We start from the raw sequence: 17,933 nt of genomic DNA on the forward strand, positions 1-17,933 counted from the left end.
CGTTGGAAGGGACTTGTTAACCTTCATTTCCTATCGCTTAGAAGGCCCCGCGGCGATGTCTCTAGCTCTTCCAGGACCCATGCGTATTCCCAGGACAAACTTCTCACAGGCTGCTTTGCATGATGCAAACCAGGCGGATTATTTCGATGGTCCGCAGGATGATGCGTTGAGCGGTATGCCCACCCACGAGGCGGAAACCGCCGATCCCTATCAACTGTACGAGGCGCCGGCGGCGCCGCGTAAGCCCGCTAACCAGCAGAGCGAAACAATGAGCCGTGCTACCCGCCTCTATGGACAGGGTTCGGCCTATGCGCCGGCGCAGGTCACAACCACGTCCAGCGATCCGCTGCCGACCCTTTCGGAGATCGCTGGTCACTACGGCGACTCAACCTGGGAGAGCCATTTCTTCCTGGCGCCGAATGTCCGCTTCACGCGTACCCCCGAGCGCGAGTTCATGAAACGGCGCGCGCCACAGGTCGACGAAAGCGAAGCGGCCGCCGAAGAGGTTCCGGCGGTGGCCGAAACCGCTGGAACAACTGTCGGGACAGCGGCAGAGCCGCAGCCGGTTTCCATGGAGCCGGTGGCGTCCGCCGAACCGGTCGCGGTCGAGCAGGCGTCGGTCGAGACCACCGATGCTGCAGCGGACCACGCCTCGCAGCCCGACGCGCCGCTCCCGTCATACAGCCCGTCCGAATTGTTGCGCATGCTGACGAACCAGCTGCCGACCTGGACCGCTGCGCAAAACACGATCGAACCGCCGATGCTTGAGCGCGCGCAGGCTGCCGCAGAAGAAGACGTGGCGCTCGCCCCGGTTCTGACGGCGCCCATCGCGGCTTCAAAGCCCGGCGCAGAGGTTCGGCCGGCCCCCGTGCTGGCAACAGCAGATACGCCTGCAGATCAGGGTGCACAGCATTCCGTCTTCCTGTCGGATTTCGCCTTCTTCGAATTTGGCCCGGCCGACGATGTCGCGGTTGCCGGTGAAGAAACCGCGCATCCGAAGCCCTTTGTCGAGGCGTCTGCCCCGGCACCAATGACACCGGTTGTCGCTCCTGTTGCGATCACTCCCGCTGCCGTCGCTCCTCAGGCACCCGTCCGCCCGGTCGAAATCCGCCGCATGCCGCCGACGGCGATTACCTCGCTGTTCCGCGTGGTCGACGTCCGCGCGGGAACGGCAGAGGCTGCCAAGGCGTCTCACGAGCCCGTTGCAGCGGCCGTTCAGGCTCCGCTCGTCGCGCCGGCTCAGGCTGTCGTTGCCGATGCGCCGGAAATCGTGAAGGCCGAGCCGGTCGAGACAGAGCAGCCCGCACCCGTCGTGTCGAAAGCCGCCATCACCATGCCGGCGACGGTGACCCGCGCGCCAAGCGGCATGCCGGCAATCGGGGTGGTCGAGCGCACGTTCAGTGGCGACGCCTACGAACATCCGTCCGAGGAGTTGTTGCAGGAAGCGCCTGTCGGCCAGGGCTTCTTCATGACGCAGGAGCAGCTGGAACAGAACGCCGGCCTGCTTGAAAGCGTGCTCGAGGATTTCGGCGTCAAGGGCGAGATCATCCATGTCCGCCCGGGCCCGGTCGTCACGCTCTATGAATTCGAGCCGGCACCGGGCGTGAAGTCGTCGCGCGTCATCAACCTTGCCGATGATATCGCCCGCTCCATGTCGGCGCTTTCGGCCCGCGTCGCGGTCGTTCCCGGCCGCAACGTCATCGGCATCGAACTGCCGAACGCCACCCGCGAGACCGTCTATTTCCGCGAACTGATCGAGTCCGTCGATTTCCGCAAGACCGGCTACAAGCTGGCCCTTTGCCTCGGCAAGACGATCGGCGGCGAGCCGGTTATTGCCGAGCTCGCGAAGATGCCGCATCTGCTCGTTGCCGGCACCACCGGCTCGGGCAAGTCGGTCGCGATCAACACGATGATCCTGTCGCTGCTCTACCGGCTGAAGCCGGAAGAGTGCCGCCTGATCATGGTCGATCCGAAGATGCTCGAACTGTCCGTCTATGACGGCATCCCGCACCTTTTGACGCCTGTCGTCACCGACCCGAAGAAGGCCGTCATGGCGCTGAAATGGGCCGTGCGCGAGATGGAAGATCGCTACCGCAAGATGTCGCGGCTTGGTGTGCGCAACATCGACGGCTACAACCAGCGCGCGGCCGCCGCCCGCGAAAAGGGCGAGCCTGTCATGTGCACGGTCCCGGCCGGTTTCGAAAAAGGCACCGGCGAGCCGCTGTTCGAGCAGCAGGAGATGGACCTGGCGCCGATGCCCTATATCGTCGTCATCGTCGACGAGATGGCCGACCTGATGATGGTCGCTGGCAAGGAGATCGAAGGCGCGATCCAGCGGCTGGCGCAGATGGCGCGCGCCGCCGGTATCCACCTGATCATGGCGACGCAGCGTCCCTCGGTCGACGTCATCACCGGTACGATCAAGGCAAACTTCCCGACCCGGATCTCGTTCCAGGTGACCTCGAAGATCGACAGCCGCACGATCCTTGGCGAGCAGGGTGCCGAACAGCTGCTCGGTCAGGGCGACATGCTGCACATGCAGGGCGGCGGGCGCATCGCCCGTGTGCACGGTCCGTTCGTCTCGGACCTCGAGGTCGAACACGTCGTGGCACACCTGAAGACGCAAGGACGCCCCGAATACCTCGAAACCGTCACGGCGGAAGAAGAGGAAGAGGAGCCGCAGGAGGAGACCCCGGTCTTCGACAAGAGCGCGCTTGCATCCGAAGACGGCAACGAACTCTATGACCAGGCGGTCAAGGTGGTTCTGCGTGACAAGAAGTGCTCGACCTCCTACATCCAGCGCCGCCTCGGCGTCGGCTACAACCGTGCCGCCTCGCTCGTGGAGCGCATGGAGAAGGAAGGGCTCGTCGGTCCTGCCAACCATGTCGGCAAACGCGAGATCGTCTATGGCAACCGCGACCACATGAGCGTGCCCGACAACGACGACATGGATTGAGTTTGGCCTCGGACAAGCTCGGCGTCGAAAGATGTGATGGCCGCGGAGCGAATGCTTCGTGGCCTTTCGCATTCCGCCAAAGACGTGACGCAGATCGAGCGATATGGGCCTTTAGGAGCATTGGCATCCAATGCTCTTGCCGTTGCTTGCACAGCCCATCCTGATTGCGGAATTGTCGGCTGCCGATGCGGATCAGGCCGAGGCTGTACCGCCTTTGGCTCGGCCTGCGCGGCAGCAATGCTTGAGCTGTCTTCCAGATCCGCAAGGGCAGGGATCGTTGCCGCGAAGTTGCAGTCGGCCGACCAGCGGCAACAGTGCGGCAGAAGGAAGTAATCCTGCCATCAGAATTGCCAGCTTGGCGGAGATGCCGGGGATGACCAGCCGCCGTCGTGCCTTGAACCCGCGCCAGGCGCAGTCCGCTACGTACTCCGGACTGGCCTTCGGCAAAACCTTGAACAGGGCAGCCCTGTTGGCGCCGGATGTTGCAAGGAATTCGGTCGATACCGGTCCCGGCGCGACGCAGGTCACCGTCACGCCTGCCTTTCGCGTCTCCTCGTGCAACGCTTCGGAGAAGGAACGAACGAACGCCTTGCTCGCATAATACGTGGCCATGTAGGGGCCGGGCGTAAAACTCGCGACGGAGGCGAGATTGATGATGCCGCCACGGCGTCGTGCGACCATGCCCGGCAACAGGCGCAATGTCAGCTCGGCAAGGGCGCGAACATTCACGTCGATCATTCCAACCTGGTCGGCATTCGGCAAGGCGCTCGCCGCGCCGCGCAGGCCATAACCGGCGCTGTTGATGAGAACGTCGCAGACGAGCGCCTCGCGGGCGAGGAAATCCTCGAGGTCGGTCGGTGCCTTGCTGGAGGTAAGGTCAAGCGAAAGTGGGAATGCCTCGCCGCCCGCCTGCTTGATCGAGGATTCGACGCTGCGTAGGCCCTCGATCGATCGTGCGACAAGGACGACGGGCGCCCCGTCACCCGCGGCAAGCTCGGCAAGGGCTCTGCCAATGCCCCTTGATGCGCCTACGACCACAATTGCCGGTCGGGGTTGTTGGTCCGACATCATGCAGACCGCTCCGATGTGGTGACGGATGCGTCTCCAGCCTGTCGCAACCGCCCCACTTCCTGAGCGACCTCTCCGTTCAAGATCTCCTCGAAACGAGCCAGGGCGCGGGCCACATTGGCGCCGTCCATGACGCGGTGGTCGTAGTGAATTCGCACAGTGACTGATCCATCCTCGCCGATCGGTCCATAGTTGAAGATCGTCGTCAGAGGTGTCAGCGGGTTGAGCGACTCCGCGCCCAGACCCGAATAGACCGACAATTGGAAGGTGCCGAACCGGTGGCCCCGTTGACGTCCCATGTTCAGGCCGAGCCACATCAGCAGCCGCCGCAGTGGTGCCGGCAAGCGTGCAACCTTCAGCGCCCGCCGGAACTCCCTGATCTCAAGCACGGGACGCGATCGCGCCTCCTGAAGCAGGGCGCTCAACTCGGTAATGGAGCGCTGTTCGGGCGTTTTGATGAGACTGAGAAGCACAACGCGTTCGCCTTCGTGTTCGCGCTCGTGGGCCACGGACGCGATGCTCGCCGGATACTCATAAAGTTGCGGTCTTGGCAGCTTCACATAGGCCCGGCGAAGCTCCGGAGTCTCCTTCGAAAGCAGCCCGTAGCCCTTGAGAAATAGGACCGTCCAGGACGGCCGTTCCGATTGGCTCGATCTGACCCCTTGCAACGCGCTGATGTTCATGTGCCGTTGCACCGTGACCCGGGGAACGCCGATCGAAAATCGCATCAGATCTCCGACAAGGCGTCGCGCCGCAGAAAGCTTGACCGGTCGGCCCCGCATCATGCCACCTCTAGTAAAGATAGGGGATAATACGCTTGGTTCTGTCCATGTAGGCGCGATACTCGGCGCCGAAAAATTCCAGCATCAGACGCTCCTCCTTGTCCACGCGCAGGAAAAAAAGCACAGCAAATCCGAAGACACCCGCGAGGCCGGCAACCCAGTTCGACAGGAGAAACATCTGGCCAATCCCCATGAGCAGGAAGCTGGTATACATCGGATGGCGCACCACGGCGTAAGGGCCTTTGCTGATCAACTGATGTTTTTCGCGGATCTCCAGCGATATCGACCAGTTGCGGCCGAGTTCCTTGTGCGTGCGACGGAACGTCCACAGAGCCGATGCAAAGATCAGGGTTCCAGCGCCAACCATCCAGGGAAACGCCTGATAGTCGGCAAATCTGGGCATTCCCGTTGCGACATAGAATCCAGGCACGATGGAGAGGCCAAGAAGCGCAGCAGCAAGGCCAATCGTATCGGTCGCCGTGCGGCGACTGCTCGTTACCCGCACACGTTTCGCCCGGCGTTCAAACGGATAACGGATCACGTACCAGGCAACGATGCCTATGACCCAGACGGTTTCGCCGATGGAAGCAACAGACATGTTCACGTTGAAACACCCACACTTTTGCTGCGGCTTCCAGCCGTCGAGGCCGCAAGCAAAGGCGAGACTGCCATGCGTCGCTTCGACCTGACAAGGTGTTGCATGTGCCGTGGCGGACGAAAATTCAGTCGGCCCCGGAACGATGTCCACGAGTGATGGCTACGCAAACGAACCCCGGTCACCCAACGAGACACAGGACGCATTTGTTCACCAGTCTATCCGCCGTTCATTTCGCGGAGCCGCGTGATGAATTGCTGGGGCCTGAGCCAGATGCCTGGTGTCTTGTATCCCATGGAGCGCGCGATGTCGGCGACGAACGCGTTGCAGTTGTAGATCGATGCCTGCCAAAACCGGGATTCGGCTTTAAGCTTTCGGATCTTGGCGACGACGTCGCGGTACTCGGCTTCTGTCAACATTACGCGCCAGCTTGCAGACCTGTATTGCTCCTCGAGGTCACCGTCGCTTGCGCCGGTTTCGGCCGGGACCGGCAAGACGTGACCAATCACATAGGGGGCGGTATCGCTCGTCGCGGGGGCAAGTCCCGCCACTTCTGGATTGACCATCGCTCCAGACTTGCTGAGGCGGCCAAAAATCACATAGGAGTGGCCGTAACTGAGCGCATAACGCGAGCGGAATTCGATGAAATAGCCCTGATCGCGCTGTTGTGACGTCGTGCCCGCATAGCTTGATACAAACCTTGGTTGCGGGCCTTTGTCTTGCGATTGACACGCCGTAACCGCGAATGCGGCTAGAATGGCGAACGAAATTCGACCTCGTGAACGCGTCATTACTGCGTCATATCTCCCGAGTTCAGACGAGCTTACGAATTTCGCCACGAGTGGCATTTCGATCCGCGCGCCACGACGTGTGGCCGGGGACGGCCACGGTCAGACAGGGCGGGAAGGACCTTGAGGTCCTCCCCGGACCAAGGTCAGTAGCTACTTGTAAACGGGCGCCGGTTCTTCCGCCACGGGTGGCGGCGCCTTGCCTTTGCCTTTGCCGATTGTTCCGCAAGCAGCAAGGCTGGCAACGGAAAGCAACGCAACTGTCACGATTAGAATTCTGCTCATCAATAGATCCTTTCCTCTGTTGTCGGAATGGGTATTCGAAGGCAACATTCGTAGTATTACCGGCAAATTGAGATTCGTCCTAGTGCGGAAAAAGCACGCTCGTCATTCGGTTTATCGTTACCGAAGGCTGAATAGTCATTTGAAGCGCGCCAACCCTACTCCAACGTCAAGCTGAGATAGAGTACGCGTTCAGATGATCAATACCGGAGTTCCAATCGGTGTCCGCGCGTAGAGATCAACGATGTCGTCGTTCGTAAGTCGGATGCAGCCGTTCGAGACTGCCTGCCCTATGGTCCAAGGCGCGTTGGTGCCGTGGAGACGGAACCTGGTATCCTGACCGTTGCGATAAAGGTACAGTGCCGACGCGCCCAACGGATTGTGAGGGCCTCCGGAAACGCCTCCAGCATATTGCGCCAGTTCCGGCTTGCGCCTGATCATGCTTGCGCTCGGTGTCCATGAAGGCCATTCAGCCTTACGTCCGACGACGGCGCGGCCCTTGAGGGTAAGGCCTTCCTGTCCAACGCCTATCCCGTAGCGCATCGCCCATCCGCCGGTTTCGATCGAGTAGAGATAGCGTTGCGTGGTGTCCACGACGATCGTTCCCGCCGGCTCGTTGCCGTCGTACCGGACATGTTGCTTTCGATAGCGACGATCAACACCCGGGGTGCCGCCGTATAGGGATGGGAAGGAAATGCCTTGCCAGCTTGAACTGCACCCCGCCAACAGGCCAAGGCTGCCGACAAGCAGGAATCTCCGTGTAATGCGGTGATTGTCCATCTTTACCTGCTGAGAAAAATGGTACGCCCCGATTCTTTTTTAGCATTACAATATTGATTGGCCAAGCTCCAATGAAACGAGCAAGACTTGCAAGCAGATAGTGAGAGGACGTGTGGATTTTTTCTCAAGCCTGGAGGAGATGCACGAAAAGGATTGTATATCTGGGTCGAGGGGATGGGTGTGATGCATGATTTGGATTAAAACTTGCAGTGTTCTTGTGTGTTGCTGAGTCTGTCCGGCTGGAAGGTCAGGTCTCGACGGGCGCTTCATGAAATGGCTTGCGGCGCCACCCTCGTTCGACTGGCCGAAACGTGGTTGTTAGGACTGACAGAATGAAATTAAGCTTCGCTGGCAAGGTCGCACTTGTGACCGGCGCGGGTTCCGGAATAGGCGCAGCCGTGTGCCGGCAACTCGCAGCAGAGGGCGCGGAGGTGGTTGCTGCCGATGTCGATGCCGCAGCTGTGCGGCAGATCGCTGACGAAATTTGCTCCAAAGGTGGGAAAGCTCATAACGTTACGGTCGATGTCGCCGACGCCGGTGCCGTGGAGAAGCTGGTGAGGTTCGCCGTCGAGACCTGCGGTGGTCTGCATCTGGCGGTCAACAACGCCGGCGTCGATGGCGTCCGGAAAGCAACCGCCGACTATCCGCTCGATGGCTGGCACGCGCTGATGAATGTGAACCTGCATGGTGTCTTCTACTGTATGAAGTACGAGATCGCAGCGATGGCACGTCATGGCGGAGGCGCGATTGTTAACACGTCTTCCATTCTGGGCGCCGTCGCCCTGCCGACTGCCGCCGCCTACACGGCCGCCAAGCATGCAGTGGTCGGGCTGACCAAGGCTGCAGCAATCGAGTATGCCCGAACCGGGATTCGCATCAATGCCGTGGCGCCGGGTTGGATCGACACGCCGCTCTCGGCGGAGAATGCGGACGCGGCAAGCAATAGGCGCATAATGTCGATGCAACCGATGGGGCGTCTCGGTACGCCGGATGAGGTCGCTGCGCTGATATGTTTCCTGCTGTCTGAGCAGGCGAGTTTCATCACCGGGAGCGTTCATCTCGTCGATGGCGCATATACGGCTCACTGAGCCGTCCGCATCGCTCAATCGTTGAAAATCAATTCCCCGCTGGTCCGCGCCAGTGCGTCGCGCCCTATTGGCAGTCGCGCACTGTGCAAGCGCCTTATTCAAAATAAAAACGTTTTTATTTTTCTTGAAAACGTTTTTATTGGCTGTTACCCATAGGCTAAGGGAGACGCCGCGAGCCTCGGGAGGGTGCATGGCGATGCAAGTGCACAGGGCGCGGCGCACGCCGCCGCCAACAATCAAGACGCTGGCCGAGATGACGGGGTATTCGATCGCCACCATCTCGAAGGCGCTGCGCGAATCGCCCGTGGTGGCGCCGGCGACGAGAGACCTCATCTACAAGGCGGCACGCGAGGTCGGCTATCAGGCGAATGCCCGCGGCATGGCGCTTCGAACCGGCAAGAGCTTTCAGGCGGCCGTGCTGATGCCTGTGACCGCCGCGCGCTACTACGAGTGGGACGGCGTCGAATACACGCAGACGCTGAGCGGCATCAGCCAGGCGCTCGATGGCACCGATTATCGCATGTCGGTCCACATCATCCGTGACGCGGCAGACGGTGCTGAGGCCGCTCGCCGGATTATTGACCAGGGGCTGGCCGACGGCCTGATCTTTTCGGGCATCCTTGCCGAGGACCCGCGCATCGACCTTTTGGTTGGCGAGCATTTTCCCTTCGTTTCGATGGGGCGCTGCCGCAAAGATCTCGACTACGCCCATGTCGACATCGACAACGAATGGGCAGCGCATGCCGCGACTGCACGGCTGATCGCCGGCGGCCATCGGCGCATCGCCCTTGTCAATCCGGAGCGGCGTCTTTCCTATGCGCTCGACAGGATCGACGGCTTCGTCAGGGCGTTCCGTGAGGCCGGGCTCGATGCGCCGATGGCCCTGATTGCCGAAGGCGATCTGTCGACCCATTTCGGCCGTCAGGCGGTGATCGATTTCCTGCAGGTCGACGACGAACCGACCGCCTTCGTCTGCATCAACGAATCCACAACGCTCGGGGTGCTCTCGGGGCTCGCAGCCCTTGGACGCCAGGTGGGCGTCGATGTCGATGTCATCGCCTATGACGACATCAATGTCAGCGCTTATTTCACCCCGCCGGTCACCACTTTCTACCAGCCGATCGAGGTGCTCGGCCGCACGCTCGGTCATTTTCTGTTGCGGCGCATGGAGGGGGAGGATCCCAAGGCGTTGCGGCAGGTCTTCAGGCCGACACTGATCGCGCGCCAGTCCGACGATCTCGGCGGCCGCCTGAACCGAACTTGATCATCAAAGGAGGAGAACCATGAAAAAACTGATGATTGCCCTTACGCTGGCAGCCCTTGCATCCAGCGTGTCGCATGCCGCCGACCTCGGCGGAAAGCTGTTGAAGGTCGGCTCCGACACGACCTCGCCGCCGATGGAGAGCGTCGATCCGGCGACCGGCCAGATCGTCGGCTTCGACGTTGACGTGGTCAATGCCGTCTGCGCCAAGATCAACTGCCAGGCCGAATTCATCACGACCGGCTGGGATGGCATCTTCGCAGCGCTCGACCAGGGCAGCTTTGACCTGGTGGCTTCCGGCGTCTCGATCACCGACGAGCGCAAGAAGGCGATGGATTTCTCGGAGCCCTACATAGTCAACAGCCAGGCGGTGCTGATGCGGGTCGAAGACCAGGGCATCACGCTCGACCGCTTCAAGGACGCCGGACGCAAGCTTGCCGCCCAGGCGAACACCACCGATGCGCAGGTTGCCGAAAGTGTCGTCGGCAAGGAGAACATGGCGGGCTACGATACGTTCAGCGCCGCGATCATCGCGCTCAAGAACAAGGACGTCGATGGCGTCGTCATCAACGGCGCCAACGCGGCTGCCTATGAGCGCGAATTTGCCGGCGAACTCGTGGTCGCGATCAAGGATCTCGAATCCGACCCGCTCGGCCTCGTCTTCCGCAAGGGCGACGAGAATGTCGCGGCCTTCAACGAGGGCCTGAAGATGATCAAGGACGACGGTACGCTCGACCAGTTGATCAACAAGTACTGGGGCCTGAAGTAAGCTCGTGAACCCGTTCGGACCCGGAGCGCGCGACGCTCCGGGTTCTCCGTTTGTCTGTCCTATGCCCCGGAGGAATGAATGTCGTTCCTGAGAAGCGTGCGTCCAAGCAATCTGATCATCCTGACCGCGCTGCCCTTCATCATCTATCTGTTCGTATCCTCCGGAGATTACCAGCGCTCGCTGAAAGCGATCCTCGGTGTCGAAAACGGCTCGTCTGCCTTCGTGCCCGGCTTCCTGGCGCTGGCGATCGCATTCGCCTCGGGTATCGCAGTGCTCGTGTTTTCGCGCGCCAAGGCGCCGCGTCCGCGGCTCGCGAATGTTGCCGCCGCGCTCAACCTTGCCGCGGCCGCCATTCTCGTGATCGGCCACAACATCCATCCGTTCATCGCCTCCGTCGTTGCCAACGGCGTCGATCCGTTCAAATCCACGCTGATCGTCAAAGGTGTCACGCCGCGGCAGTTGACCGAAGTTGCCGATCTCATGGTGCGCGGCGTCGAGGGCTGGCTGTTTCCCGTCTATTTCGCGATCACCGCGATTGGCCTCGGTCTCTTCGTCCTGAGCAGGCGCCCGGGGGCCGATGACCGACTGCGCCGCGTTGCTCGCTGGCTCCTCGGCCTCGTCAACGGCGCAGGCCTCGTCTTTGTCTTCTTCTTCGCTCACATCGCCTTTGCGGCGGGGGTTGCGACAACCATCCGGGCGGCAGTCGCCGCCTATATTCTCGCGGCGCTCATGGGCCTCGTCTGGGTCGGGCTCCTGCAACTGCGCTCGACCGTCAAGACCAGCCTCTATTACGCCATCGCGACGCTGGTGCTGGCGCTCGCTGCCGGCTGGTTCCTGCTGCAGCCGCGCGATACTTACGTGCTTGCCGGCACGCTCGAGGGCAAGGTCGGCATTGTCACCAACACGCCTTCAGGCTTGATCAGCGCCGTGCGCTTTGGCCAGTATGACGGCGCACCGCAGGCGGAAACGCCCGTGCGCACCTTCCTCGGCCCGACAGAGGCGTTGGCATCGATCGCCAAGGGCGAAGGCGTTTCGGCAGCCTTGCTGCCGGCCGCAGCCGTGCCCGCCGACATGCCGGTGCTCTGGAAAACCGAAGCCCTGAACGACCGCGATCGCGCCGCCGGCATCACTGTCGCCGTGCTTGCGATCATCCTCGGCCTGCTCACCTTCGGCGGCTATCTGCACCAGCGCCACCCGCTGGCGATCGGATCGGAGTTCGTCGTCGACACGATCCGCGGCATTCCGATGCTGGTGATCGTGCTCTATGTCGGCCTGCCCTTGAGCGGGGCGCTCAAGGATGCGACGCAAGGCGTGCTCGATCCGCCGAACCTGATGCGCGGTATCGTCGCCATGGCGCTCGCCTATTCGGCCTATCTTGCCGAAATCTTCCGCTCGGGCATCAACGCCATTCCGGTCGGCCAGGTGGAGGCTGCGCGCAGCATCGGCCTCAACCGCTGGCAGACGGCACGCCTCGTCGTGCTGCCGCAGGCCTTCCGCATCATCATCCCGCCACTCGGCAACGAGTTGATCGCGATCCTGAAAGACACCTCGCTGTTGTCGATCCTGTCGATCCGCGACATCACCCAGCGCATGCGCGAGTTCCAGTCGGCAAGCTTCCTGCCGTTCGCGCCCTATAATTCGGCGGCGATCTTCTACATCTTCCTGACGCTGGCCGCCGCCAGCCTCGTCAACATGGTCGAGCGGAAATATGACATCAAGCACCGCTAGGCGACCGACGGTCCTGATATCAGGCGCTTCCCGCGGGTTGGGCGCCGAACTGGCGCGGATCTATGCCGCGGACGGCTGGCGGGTTCTGGCCTGTGCGCGGGGTTCCGTATCGCGCACGGGGGAAGCGGATCGGTTTCAACTGGATGTAGCCGATCCCGCCTCGATCGAGGCGCTCGGAAAGGCGCTTGCCGGCGTGGCGATCGACGTGCTGATCAACAATGCCGCCGTGCGCGGCGACACGGGCGGCCTTTCGACGCTCGAAGCGGACGATTTCCTCGACGTGATGCGCGTCAACGCGCTGGCGCCGCTTCTCATGACGCGGGCCCTTCTTGCCAACCTTAAGGACGGCAAGCGTCGTATCGTCGTCAATATCAGCAGCCGGGCAGGCTCGCTCGCCGAGGGCACGCTCGACGACGATGACGGCGACTATGCCTATCGGTGTTCGAAGGCGGCGCTGAACATGGCAACGGTCAAGCTCGCGCAGGATCTGAAGGGTGATGGCATCTCCGTGCTCTCGCTGCATCCCGGGTGGGTCAAGACCGACATGGGCGGCAGCGACGCCGTCGTGTCGGTCGCTGACAGCGCCGCAGGGCTCAAAGCGATCATCGACAGGGCGGATCTGGCCGCCAGCGGCAGTTTCCACGCCTATGACGGGCGGAGAATTTCGTGGTGACAGGACAGGCAGAGACAATGGCAGACAGAGATTTGAGAACCGAGCAGGAACTGGCGACCATTCGCGCCTGGCTGAGCGAAACCTATGGCATCGAGGCGACGCTCTCGCCGCTGCCGGGCGAACACGATCTCAACTACCGGGTTTCGGCCAGCGATGGCCGGGAGTTCCTGCTGAAGCTGCATGCGGATGGCGGCGCGGACGAGCTGGACATGCAGGTGGCGGTTCTCGAGCACCTCGCCGCCAAGGCTTCGGATCTGCCGATCTCTCGCGCGGTTCGCAATCGCGCCGGCGCTGTCACCGGCAGGATCGAGCTTCGAGGTCCCCGCACGGCGCGGCTTCTCTCCTGGTTGCCCGGCGATATCTGGGCGAAGGCGCCGCTTCGCGACGACGCCAGCGCGACAAGCCTCGGGCGTCTGCTGGCCGGCCTTGATCGCAACCTCGAAGATTTCGTCCATAGCGGCGCCAAGCGGCTTTACGGCTGGGACATCGGCCGGGCCGACATGCATCGCAAGCATATCGAGCTGATCGGCGCTGCGGAAAAGCGGGCTTCTGTCGATGCGGTGCTTGACCGCTTCACGTCCGTGGTGCTGCCGCGGATGGCGACGTGCCCGATGCAGGTCATTCACAACGACGCCAACGATTACAACGTGCTGCTCGACGAGCAGGGCAATGTCAGCGGCCTTCTCGATTTCGGCGACATGGTCGAGACCTTCAGGGTCATCGAAGTCGCCGTCGCCTCGGCCTATGCGCTGATCGGGTCGCGGGATCCGGTCGCAACCATTGCCGCCCTTGCTGGCGGCTATCAACAGGTCAATCGCTTGAGCGAGACGGAGATCGAACTGGTCTTCGATCTGGTCATGACCCGCTATGCCGTCAGCATGTGCATGGCGGCAAAGCAGATCCGCGACAATCCGGACAACACCTATCTTCTGGTCAGCCAGGACGACGTCTGGCGGGAACTGAGCCGCCTGCAAGGCGAAAACCGCTCGATCGCGATTGCTCGTATTCGCGACGCCTGCGGCCTGGCGCCGATCCCGCAGGCCTCTGCCGTCGTTCGCTGGCTCGAAAAGAACGCCCATGATTTCGCGCCGATCGTTCGCCCCGAAAATGCCAGGCCGAAGGTCGCCGTATTCGATTTCTCAGCCGCAGGATCGGAGGCTGCGCAATGGGCGAGCCTTGATGCGGCCGAGGCCGAGGCGCGGATCATGGCGCAAATCGGCAGCGAGCATGCTGCGTTCGGCATTGGCCTTTATGGCGAAGATCGTGGCGTCTACCGGGGCGACACCTATGAAACCTCGATCGAGGGCGCGCGTCGCTCGGTCCATCTCGGCGTCGACATTTTCGCGCCCGCGGGCGAGCCGGTTTGCGCGCCCTTTGCCGGCAAGGTCGCCTTCATCCATGACGACGCTGTGGCCTATGGGTTCGGTCCGACCGTGCTCCTCGAACACGAAATCGAAGGCGGCGTGCGATTCTGGACGCTCTACGGCCACCTCTCTCGCCAATGCGTCGCCAGACTTTCCGAGGGGCAATTGGTTGAGAAGGGCGAGGCTTTCGCCGCTTTCGGTACGGCTGGGGAGAACGGCAACTGGGCACCGCATCTGCATTTCCAGATCGTCACCGACCATCTCGGCCTTGGCGGCCGGATGCATGGCGTCGGCGTTGGCGACCAGTGGCAGGTGTGGCGCGAGGTGAGCCCGGATCCGAGTGTCGTGCTCGGGCTTTCGGTTCCCGTGTCGGTGATCGTGCCGCGCGACAAGGCGTTTCTGGTGCGCGAGCGTCATCGCCGCATCGGCCGGTCACTGAGCATCGCCTATAGCGCAGCACCCTTAAAGATCGTCGGAGGCGAGGGCGCGCATCTGATCGACGAGGACGGCACGCGCTGGCTCGACATGGTCAACAATGTCTGCCACGTCGGCCATTGCCATCCGCGCGTCGTCAAGGCCGCGCAGGCGCAGATGGGCAAGCTCAACACCAATTCGCGTTATCTGCACGACACGCTGGTCGAGTATTCGCGCCGGCTCGCAGCCCAGTTTCCAGATCCGCTCAACGTCTGCTTCTTCGTCAATTCCGGCAGCGAGGCGAACGATCTGGCGATCCGGCTGGCGCGCGCCTATACCGGCAACCGCGATATCATCACAGTCGATCACGCCTATCACGGCCATCTGTCGAGCCTCATCGACGTCAGCCCCTACAAGTTCGCCGGCAAGGGCGGGGAGGGGCAGGCCGCGCATGTGAAGGTCGCCGAGATGCCCGATCTCTATCGCGGGCGCTACCGCTATGGCGATGCGGATGCGGGCCGGAAATATGCCGGGGACGTGCGAAACCAGGTGGCAGCACTTGCCGCCGATGGCCGTCGTCCGGCGTTGTTCTTCAGCGAAGGTATTCTCGGAACCGGGGGGCAATTGTCACTGCCGCATGGCTATCTGCGTGAGGCCTACGCCCATGTGCGCGCGGCCGGTGGCCTCTGCCTTGCCGACGAGGTGCAGGTCGGCTTCGGCCGCGTCGGCAGTCACATGTGGGCGCACGAGCTTCAGGGCGTTACGCCCGATATCGTCACCATGGGCAAGCCGATCGGCAACGGCCATCCGATGGCGGCCGTCGTCACCACGGAGGCGATTGCGGCGTCGTTTGCCAACGGCATGGAGTATTTCAACACCTTCGGCGGCAATCCGGTTTCGGCCGAAATCGGTCTCGCCGTGCTCGACGTTATCCGCGACGAGCGGCTGATGCACCATTGCCGCGTCGTCGGCGACCGGCTGATGGACGGTGCGCGGGTGCTTGCGAACAAGCACCCGATCATCGGCGACGTCCGCGGTCACGGCCTCTTCAACGGCATCGAACTGGTGCGCGACCGTGAGACGCTGGAGCCCGCCGCGCGCGAGCTCGATTTCGTCATCGCAGAGATGAAGCGCAAGCACCGGATTCTCTTGAGCAGCGAGGGGCCGCACCACAATGTGCTGAAGGTGAAGCCGCCCGCACCCTTCAGCGTCGAGGATTGCGATCGCTTCCTCAATGCGCTCGACGAGACACTCGGACGTCTAAGCGTCTGAGATAAAACACCAAAAGCGGCCGCCTTCGGGCGGCCGTTTTGCTATTGCCAGTGGCCCTCAACAGCAAAATCCGGCTGAAGTGATTTTCCGCTTTACAACAAAGTTAAACGTTTTTATCGTGCATATAAACGTTTAACTAGTCGCTGAACGCCGACCTTTGGTCGCCGTTACAGCGCTCCGCCGGCAGGGAGGGCCCGTTGGCAGCGATCCGCATCGACAATTTGCGCAAAGGCTTCGGTTCACTTGAAGTCTTGAAGGGTATCAACCTCGATATCGCCGACGGCGAGTTCGTCTGCTTCCTTGGGCCCTCGGGCTGCGGCAAGAGCACGCTGCTGCGCTCGATCGCCGGTCTTGAGGAGCTGGACGGCGGTTCGATCCGCCTTGGCGATCGCGACATCACCGATGTCGCCTCGGCCAAGCGCGACATCGCCATGGTCTTCCAGAACTACGCGCTCTACCCGCACATGAATGTGCGCAAGAACCTGTCCTTCGGCCTGGCGCTGAACGGCATGAAGCGCGACGAGATCGATCGGCGTGTCGACAACGCCGCCGACATCCTGCGCATCAAGGAGTTGTTGGCTCGCAAACCGCGCCAGCTCTCGGGCGGCCAGCGCCAGCGCGTGGCGATCGGCCGCGCCATCGTGCGCGAGCCGAAACTCTTCCTGCTCGACGAGCCGCTGTCGAACCTCGATGCGGGCTTGCGCGTCACCATGCGCGTCGAGTTGGCCGCGCTGCACGAGCGGCTCGGCGTGACGATGATCTATGTCACCCACGACCAGGTTGAAGCGATGACGCTGTCCGACCGGGTCGTCGTGCTCGACAAGGGCAAGGTCAGCCAGTTCGGCACGCCGCTCGAACTCTTCTACCAGCCGGCGAACCTGTTCGTTGCGGGCTTCATCGGCTCGCCACGCATGAACTTCGTCAAGACCGAAGTGACCGGGCAGGTCGATACATCCGTGACGCTCAACGGCGGTGGCCTTTCCCATCCGCTGACGCTCGAAATGCAGACTGCCGTGCCGGTTGCCAAACCCGCATCGGTGACGCTCGGAATTCGCCCGGACAAGATCGAACTGGTCTCGGCCGAGCAAGGTCATCTGGTCGGCGACGTGCGCCTGGTCGAGCGGCTCGGCACCGAGAGCCATGTGCATATCAGCCTCGCGAACGGCGGCGACATGACGGCCGTGGTCCGCGGCACCCATCCGGTATCCGCACGCGAGCGTGTGCATCTGCGCTTGCCCGCCGAACATTGCCATCTGTTTGACGGCGATGGCCAGGCGGTCGCGCGCAGGCTCGATGTCGAGACGCAGGCGCTCATCAATCAGGAAAAGGCAAAGCGGGTCGCGTAACCCGAACGAGGAGGAGAAGCATGCTCAACAGGAAGTCGATCATCGGCTCGCTGATGGTTCTGGCGATCGCCGGAACCGCCACGGCCCGCGCGGAAGAAACCTTGCGCTTTGCGACCTGGGACACGGACGAAAGCCTGGCGATCCAGCAGGAAATCGCCAAGAAATTCGAGGAAAAGCACCCGGGCGTGAAGGTTCAGGTCGAGCCCTATGCCGATGGCTACGACCAGAAGCTGATCGCCGCCTTTGGCGCCGGCAATCCGCCCGATGTCATGTATATGTGGAACTTCCCGCAATACTACACCTCGCTGAAGCCGCTCGACGAGTTGATCGCCAAGGACGCGACCGAGATCAAGCCGGACGATTTCCCGAGGGGCCTGATGAACACCGTTCGTGTCGAGGGCAAGACCTACGGCATGCCGTCGGGCTTCACCACGCAGGTGGTCTTCTACAACAAGGACATGTTCGCCAAGGTCGGCGTCGAGGAGCCGAAGGACGGCTGGACCTGGGACGACCTGCGCGCCAAGGCTGCCAAGTTCCGCGATGAGAAGAACAAGGTTTATGGCTTTGCCGTCGACGCCAAGCCCGATCCCTATGACTTCGAACAGTTCCTCTGGTCGAACGGCACCAAGTACATCTCCGACGATGGCAAAAAGATCGACGGCTACATGAACAGCGATGCGGCCGCGCAAGTGCTCGACATGTTCGCCGACATGGCCAAGACGCAGGAAGCGATCACGCTGAACCTCGGCGACGACACGTCGGGCAGC

The 17,933-nt window shown here is 62.2% G+C and carries 15 protein-coding genes; 9 read left to right on the forward strand and 6 right to left on the reverse strand.

All coding sequences use genetic code 11. The annotated features are described in order from the left end of the window. The first annotated feature begins 79 nt into the window (after positions 1 to 79). The gene (locus VGO12_RS02075; RefSeq protein ID WP_327511089.1) at positions 80 to 2,956 is read left to right on the forward strand and encodes a DNA translocase FtsK; all 2,877 of its coding nucleotides are present in this window, start codon (positions 80 to 82) and stop codon (positions 2,954 to 2,956) included. Between the two features lie 192 nt (positions 2,957 to 3,148). Here the strand turns inward: VGO12_RS02075 and VGO12_RS02080 are convergent, their stop codons facing one another. From VGO12_RS02080 to VGO12_RS02105, 6 genes are all read right to left on the reverse strand, one after another. After that, positions 3,149 to 4,027, reverse strand: coding sequence for an SDR family NAD(P)-dependent oxidoreductase (locus VGO12_RS02080; RefSeq protein ID WP_327511090.1), 879 nt, complete (start codon positions 4,025 to 4,027; stop codon positions 3,149 to 3,151). After that, on the reverse strand, positions 4,024 to 4,806 hold the full coding sequence (locus VGO12_RS02085) for a hypothetical protein (protein ID WP_327511100.1): 783 nt from the start codon (positions 4,804 to 4,806) through the stop codon (positions 4,024 to 4,026). Before VGO12_RS02085 ends, VGO12_RS02080 begins: the two co-directional genes overlap by 4 nt. Before the next feature lie 10 nt (positions 4,807 to 4,816). Further along, the gene (locus VGO12_RS02090; protein WP_327511101.1) at positions 4,817 to 5,404 is read right to left on the reverse strand and encodes a protein-S-isoprenylcysteine O-methyltransferase; all 588 of its coding nucleotides are present in this window, start codon (positions 5,402 to 5,404) and stop codon (positions 4,817 to 4,819) included. A gap of 215 nt (positions 5,405 to 5,619) precedes the next feature. Then, entirely contained in the window at positions 5,620 to 6,192 is a 573-nt protein-coding gene (locus tag VGO12_RS02095) for a hypothetical protein (RefSeq protein WP_327511091.1), read from the reverse strand. 150 nt (positions 6,193 to 6,342) lie between these two features. Next, on the reverse strand, positions 6,343 to 6,474 hold the full coding sequence (locus tag VGO12_RS02100; RefSeq protein ID WP_077963089.1) for an ABC transporter: 132 nt from the start codon (positions 6,472 to 6,474) through the stop codon (positions 6,343 to 6,345). 189 nt (positions 6,475 to 6,663) lie between these two features. Beyond that, a complete protein-coding gene (locus tag VGO12_RS02105; protein ID WP_327511092.1) occupies positions 6,664 to 7,251 on the reverse strand; it encodes a L,D-transpeptidase in 588 nt (195 codons plus the stop codon). 332 nt (positions 7,252 to 7,583) lie between these two features. On the opposite strand from VGO12_RS02105, the gene VGO12_RS02110 reads away from it, so the two are divergent. From VGO12_RS02110 to VGO12_RS02145, 8 genes are all read left to right on the forward strand, one after another. Further along, a complete protein-coding gene (locus tag VGO12_RS02110) occupies positions 7,584 to 8,339 on the forward strand; it encodes an SDR family NAD(P)-dependent oxidoreductase (protein ID WP_327511093.1) in 756 nt (251 codons plus the stop codon). Between the two features lie 190 nt (positions 8,340 to 8,529). After that, positions 8,530 to 9,603 (forward strand): LacI family DNA-binding transcriptional regulator, encoded by a 1,074-nt coding sequence (locus VGO12_RS02115; RefSeq protein WP_327511094.1) that lies wholly within the window; start codon positions 8,530 to 8,532, stop codon positions 9,601 to 9,603. A 19-nt stretch (positions 9,604 to 9,622) separates the two neighbouring features. After that, entirely contained in the window at positions 9,623 to 10,369 is a 747-nt protein-coding gene (locus VGO12_RS02120; RefSeq protein WP_327511095.1) for a transporter substrate-binding domain-containing protein, read from the forward strand. A gap of 78 nt (positions 10,370 to 10,447) precedes the next feature. Then, complete coding sequence (locus tag VGO12_RS02125) at positions 10,448 to 12,097, forward strand: amino acid ABC transporter permease (protein ID WP_327511096.1); 1,650 nt, start codon at positions 10,448 to 10,450, stop codon at positions 12,095 to 12,097. Further along, on the forward strand, positions 12,078 to 12,770 hold the full coding sequence (locus VGO12_RS02130; RefSeq protein WP_327511097.1) for an SDR family oxidoreductase: 693 nt from the start codon (positions 12,078 to 12,080) through the stop codon (positions 12,768 to 12,770). Before VGO12_RS02125 ends, VGO12_RS02130 begins: the two co-directional genes overlap by 20 nt. A 17-nt stretch (positions 12,771 to 12,787) precedes the next feature. Beyond that, entirely contained in the window at positions 12,788 to 15,820 is a 3,033-nt protein-coding gene (locus VGO12_RS02135; protein WP_327511098.1) for an aminotransferase class III-fold pyridoxal phosphate-dependent enzyme, read from the forward strand. 197 nt (positions 15,821 to 16,017) lie between these two features. Next, entirely contained in the window at positions 16,018 to 17,166 is a 1,149-nt protein-coding gene (locus VGO12_RS02140) for an ABC transporter ATP-binding protein (RefSeq protein WP_414650660.1), read from the forward strand. A 20-nt stretch (positions 17,167 to 17,186) separates the two neighbouring features. Then, a partial coding sequence (locus tag VGO12_RS02145; protein WP_327511099.1) for a sugar ABC transporter substrate-binding protein occupies positions 17,187 to 17,933 on the forward strand: 747 nt, incomplete at its 3' end.

It is taken from the genome of Ensifer sp., assembly GCF_035999135.1.
GTDB lineage: Bacteria > Pseudomonadota > Alphaproteobacteria > Rhizobiales > Rhizobiaceae > Ensifer.

What these genes read in the sequence shown, in the direction of transcription:
- VGO12_RS02075 (WP_327511089.1), top strand. Translation starts at nt 80, where the DNA reads ATGCGTATTCCCAGGACAAACTTCTCACAGGCTGCTTTGCATGATGCA.
- VGO12_RS02080 (WP_327511090.1), bottom strand. Translation starts at nt 4,027, where the DNA reads ATGATGTCGGACCAACAACCCCGACCGGCAATTGTGGTCGTAGGCGCA.
- VGO12_RS02085 (WP_327511100.1), bottom strand. Translation starts at nt 4,806, where the DNA reads ATGCGGGGCCGACCGGTCAAGCTTTCTGCGGCGCGACGCCTTGTCGGA.
- VGO12_RS02090 (WP_327511101.1), bottom strand. Translation starts at nt 5,404, where the DNA reads ATGTCTGTTGCTTCCATCGGCGAAACCGTCTGGGTCATAGGCATCGTT.
- VGO12_RS02095 (WP_327511091.1), bottom strand. Translation starts at nt 6,192, where the DNA reads ATGACGCGTTCACGAGGTCGAATTTCGTTCGCCATTCTAGCCGCATTC.
- VGO12_RS02100 (WP_077963089.1), bottom strand. Translation starts at nt 6,474, where the DNA reads ATGAGCAGAATTCTAATCGTGACAGTTGCGTTGCTTTCCGTTGCCAGC.
- VGO12_RS02105 (WP_327511092.1), bottom strand. Translation starts at nt 7,251, where the DNA reads ATGGACAATCACCGCATTACACGGAGATTCCTGCTTGTCGGCAGCCTT.
- VGO12_RS02110 (WP_327511093.1), top strand. Translation starts at nt 7,584, where the DNA reads ATGAAATTAAGCTTCGCTGGCAAGGTCGCACTTGTGACCGGCGCGGGT.
- VGO12_RS02115 (WP_327511094.1), top strand. Translation starts at nt 8,530, where the DNA reads ATGGCGATGCAAGTGCACAGGGCGCGGCGCACGCCGCCGCCAACAATC.
- VGO12_RS02120 (WP_327511095.1), top strand. Translation starts at nt 9,623, where the DNA reads ATGAAAAAACTGATGATTGCCCTTACGCTGGCAGCCCTTGCATCCAGC.
- VGO12_RS02125 (WP_327511096.1), top strand. Translation starts at nt 10,448, where the DNA reads ATGTCGTTCCTGAGAAGCGTGCGTCCAAGCAATCTGATCATCCTGACC.
- VGO12_RS02130 (WP_327511097.1), top strand. Translation starts at nt 12,078, where the DNA reads ATGACATCAAGCACCGCTAGGCGACCGACGGTCCTGATATCAGGCGCT.
- VGO12_RS02135 (WP_327511098.1), top strand. Translation starts at nt 12,788, where the DNA reads ATGGCAGACAGAGATTTGAGAACCGAGCAGGAACTGGCGACCATTCGC.